This window comes from Streptomyces sp. NPDC102283 (assembly GCF_044766265.1).
Classification (GTDB): domain Bacteria; phylum Actinomycetota; class Actinomycetes; order Streptomycetales; family Streptomycetaceae; genus Streptomyces.
The window spans coordinates 1-4,012 of the sequence record NZ_JBIWLQ010000050.1 but is presented as its reverse complement, the minus strand read 5'-3'; the positions used below and the strand labels follow the sequence as shown (position 1 = coordinate 4,012).

General features: G+C 73.4%; 4 protein-coding genes and 1 pseudogene. All 5 read right to left on the bottom strand.

The features are described 5' to 3' along the window. Positions 1-82 precede the first annotated feature (82 nt). A pseudogene (locus ACIRJT_RS38755) lies at positions 83-499 on the bottom strand (Clp protease N-terminal domain-containing protein); the annotation flags it as partial. Continuing rightward, positions 499-708, bottom strand: a complete 210-nt coding sequence (locus tag ACIRJT_RS38750; RefSeq protein WP_006127526.1) for a sigma factor-like helix-turn-helix DNA-binding protein — start codon at positions 706-708, stop codon at positions 499-501. The pseudogene ACIRJT_RS38755 and the gene ACIRJT_RS38750, both read right to left, overlap by 1 nt. A gap of 31 nt (positions 709-739) precedes the next feature. Then, positions 740-1,279: a GNAT family N-acetyltransferase gene (locus tag ACIRJT_RS38745; protein ID WP_403919329.1), complete on the bottom strand. Its 540-nt coding sequence runs from the start codon at positions 1,277-1,279 to the stop codon at positions 740-742. Next, a complete protein-coding gene (locus ACIRJT_RS38740; RefSeq protein WP_403919326.1) occupies positions 1,257-2,687 on the bottom strand; it encodes a cellulase family glycosylhydrolase in 1,431 nt (476 codons plus the stop codon). The genes ACIRJT_RS38745 and ACIRJT_RS38740 overlap by 23 nt, the downstream gene beginning before the upstream one ends. Before the next feature lie 99 nt (positions 2,688-2,786). Then, positions 2,787-3,755 carry a zinc-binding dehydrogenase gene (locus tag ACIRJT_RS38735; RefSeq protein WP_403919323.1) on the bottom strand — a complete coding sequence of 323 codons (969 nt, stop codon included), beginning with the start codon at positions 3,753-3,755 and terminating at the stop codon, positions 2,787-2,789. Positions 3,756-4,012 lie beyond the last annotated feature (257 nt).

Here is a 4,012-nt window from a genome sequence, read left to right as displayed (position 1 = left end):
CCGCTACGACAAAACCCGCGAATCCTACGAAGCAGCACTCACCATCGCGTCACTCCTAATGTGGATATGACCCTTTGAAGACACGCCCTAGGGCGACCCGGAGCGAGTTCTCCAGGACGGTCTTCGCGCCGGAGGTGAAGGGGCGGTGCCCCGACCACCACCGGCGGCCGCCCCGGCCGGCCGCCAGGGCTCCCTCGCCGTGGGCCCCTTCGACCCGGGAGACGATCGCTCCGAGGTCGATGCCGATGTCGGCGAGGGCGTCGGTGTCCGCCTTGGTCAGGCCGCCACGGCGGCGGGCCTCGGCGAACGCGGCGTCCAGGGAGGCTCGGCGGTCGTGGAGGCCGAGTGCGGTGACGGCGAACAAGGCCCGGCCGCCTTCCTGCTCCAGCAGCGCGAGCAGCAGGTGTTCCTCGGTGACCGAGTCGGCGCCGACCTGCTCGGCCTGGGCCACGGCGCCCTTCACGGTCGCGCGGGCCCCTCGGGTGAATCGCTCGAACATCAACGCCTCCCGTACTTCTTGTGCACGGCCTGCCGACTGACGCCCAGCTCGGCGGCGATCTCCTGCCACGACCAGCCCTGGACGCGGGCACTTCTCACCTGTACGGCTTCGAGCTGCTCCAGCAGCCGCCGCAGCGCGGCCACCGCCCGCAACCCGACGCGCGGGTCACGGTCGCCGGCGCGTGCGGCCAGATCCGTTGCTTCGGTCATGGCGTCAACCTACATTGACACCACTGCCTTGTCAATCAAAGTTGACATCGTCGCCGGCCAGGCGCGCGTGCCGCTCGACGTCGTACCGGACGTCGCCGTACCGCAGTTTGGCCCGGTCGATTCCCTCGGGCGCGAACCCCGACCGGGTCGCGACCCGGCAGGAGGCCGGGTTGTCGGTGCGGTGGCCCAGCTCCAGCCGGTACAGCCCCAGCTCGTCGAAGGCCCAGCGCGCCAGGGCCCGCACCCCGGCCGGGGCGACGCCCCGGCCGCGCGCCTCCTCCGTGGTCCAGTAGGAGACCCAGCCGGTGTCATGGGACCGGTTGACGGAGCCGACCGCGACACAGCCCAGCGCCTCGCCCTCCTCCCCCACGACGGCCCACGAGTAGCCGGTGCGCGCTCCCCGTTCGCGCGTGCGGTCCGCGATCCAGGCCAGCGCCCCGGACCGGTCGAACACCGGCCGGTCCGTCTGGCGGCCCATCTCGGCCGGGGCGAAGGCGCGGAGCACCGCCGAGGCGTCGGCGGGCTCCCAGGGGCGCAGCAGGAACCCTTCAGGGGTGGTCAGTTCGTCCATACGGGCCAGCCTCCCGCACGGTCACCACCACCTCCGCCCCGGGCCACGCCAGCACGACCGGCCGCCCCTCGCGCGACGGCCCGCCGAGGAGGCGGGCCGGACCGGTGACGGAGACACGCCAGCCCCGGCGCGAGGGCGGGAGGGACAGCTCGGTCACCCCGGGGCGGGCTGCGGCACGGTAGGCGAGGCGGTAGGAGTGGGTGTCCGCGTCGTACGCCTCGGAGCGGACGGTCCCCGCGACGGCGGGGGCGTACGGCGTTGCCGTCCGCTCCTTGTTCGTACGGAAGCGGCCGCGCTCGTCGACCGCGCAGTAGCCGCCGCCGTAGCACCAGACGTACCCCGCCCAGCCGGAGCTGTAGCGGTTCAGGGAGTCGACGGCCTCCCGGTAGAAGCGGCCCATGTGGGGGAGGGAGTTGTTCAGGGGTCCCCACTCGCCGACGACCACGGGCATCCGGTGGCGGGCCGGGTAGGCGGTGACGGCCGCCTCGTACGCCTCGATCCAGCCGGCCGAGGGGTCGTAGTCCGCACCCGCCTCCATGGCGGTGTTGTAGAAGTGCGGGGCGTACACGGTCCGGCGGTCCTCGATCCGGCCGAGCCCGGTGGGGACGCCCTCGCCGACGATGGGCGTCGGCTCGACGAAGAGCCAGGTGTCGCGGTCCTTCGCCCGGACGGCGCGGGCGAGCCGGTTGTACATCGGGGTGAGGTGCTGGGCCTCGATGCGGCGGGCGGCGGTGGGCAGGTCCTCGCCCGCGCGCAGCTCCCCCATCGGCTCGTTGATCAGGTCGTAGCCGATCACGGCCGGGTGGTCGCGGAAGCGTTCCGCGAGGACCTGCCACATGGCGGCCTGGGCGCGCTGAAGGTCGGGGTCCTCGTAGAGGTGGGTGAAGGCCCGCTGGACGGCGGGCTGGAAGTACTCCGAGAACCAGTCGTCGGGGTTCGGGGTGAACGGCAGCCCGTCGGTCCTGGTGGCCCAGGCGGGGATGCCCCGGTGCCCGAACGCGGGCCCGAAGACGTCCTGGTGGGCGTCGATGAGGACATGGACACGGTGCTTGCCCGCCCAGTCCAGGATGCGTTCGACGCGTCGGAGACAGCGTTCGCTGTACTGGCCGCGGGTGGGCTCCAGGTCGTCCCAGAAGACCAGCAGCCGGGCGAAGTTGAAGCCGTGTGCGCGCAGGTCGCGGAAGTGCCGTTCGGTGATGGCGGTGAGGGCGTCCTCGCCGCGGTTCGCCTTGTCCTCGACGTTCCAGCCCCGCAGGGTGAGGGTGCGCCCCTGGCCGTCGGTCAGCGGCGGGACGCCGTGCCGTGCGGACGCGGGGGCCGGAGCCGGGGCGGATACGGATGCGGGGCGTGCCGTAGCGGCGGGGGCGAGGACCCCCGCCGCGAGCACGGACGCGACGACAACTGCCATGAGTGCTCTGCCCATTCGCATGGGTCGATCTCACCAGCAGAGCTGAACATCCCTCAAGTCTTCGTCACCGAGGAGTTCTCAGGGACTTCCCGACCATCCTCAGGAGGTCGGTGTGAACACGATCTTCCCGAAGAGGTCGCCCGACTCCAGCCGCCGGAACCCGTCCTTGGCCCGGTCCAGCGGCAGCACCTCGTCGATGACCGGGCGCACCCCGGTGGTCGCGCAGAACGCGAGCAGGTCCTCCAACTCGTCCTTGGACCCCATGGTGGAGCCGACGACCTTCAGTTCCAGGAAGAAGATGCGGGTCAGCTCGGCGTGCGCGGGCCGATCGCCGCTGGTGGCCCCGGAGATGACGAGGGTGCCGCCGGGACGCAGCGACTTCACGGAGTGGGACCAGGTGGCGGCCCCCACGGTCTCGATGACGGCGTCCACCCGCTGCGGCAGCCGGGCGCCGGGCTCGTACGCCTCCAGAGCGCCGAGTTCGACCGCCCGCTCACGCTTGGCCTGGTCCCGGCTGGTGGCGAAGACCCGTAGCCCGGCGGCCTTCCCGAGCACGATGGCGGCGGTGGCGACCCCGCCGCCGGCGCCCTGGACGAGCACGGAATCGCCGGGCCGCACACCGGCGTTGGTGAACAGCATCCGGTACGCGGTGAGCCAGGCGGTCGGCAGACAGGCGGCCTCCTCGAAGCTGAGCTCCCTCGGCTTGGGCAGGACGTTCCAGGTGGGGACGGTGACCTGCTCGGCGAAGGCGCCCTGGTAGCGCTCGGTGAGGATGGAGCGCGGCTCCTTCGGCCCGACGCCGTGCCCCGACTGCCCGATGACGGAGTGCAGGACGACCTCGTTGCCGTCCTGGTCGACGCCGGCCGCGTCGCAGCCGAGGATCATCGGCAGCCGGTCCTGCGGGAGACCCACGCCCCGCAGGGACCAGAGGTCGTGGTGGTTGAGGGAGGCCGCCCGGACGGTGACGGTGGTCCACCCGGGACGCGCCCGGGGCGCCGGGCGGTCACCCAGCTCCAGGCCGTCGAGGGGATGGTCGGGATCGATGCGGGCTGCGTATGCGGCGAACATGGCTCGACGATAGGCGGGGCGGGGCGGCCCGCGTAACCGCCTCCGCGTGTGACGCACACCAAGCAACTTCAAGCCCCTGCGGCGATTGAGCAGCGGGGGTCCGGGGGCGGAGCCCCCGAGGGGCGGGGGGCCGCCCGGGCCGGGCCCCCCCCCCCCCCCCCCCCCACCCCCCCCCCCCCCCCCCGCCCCCCCCCCCCCCCCCGCCCCCCCCCCCCCCCCCCCCCCCCCCCACCCCCCCCCCCCCCCACCACCCCCCC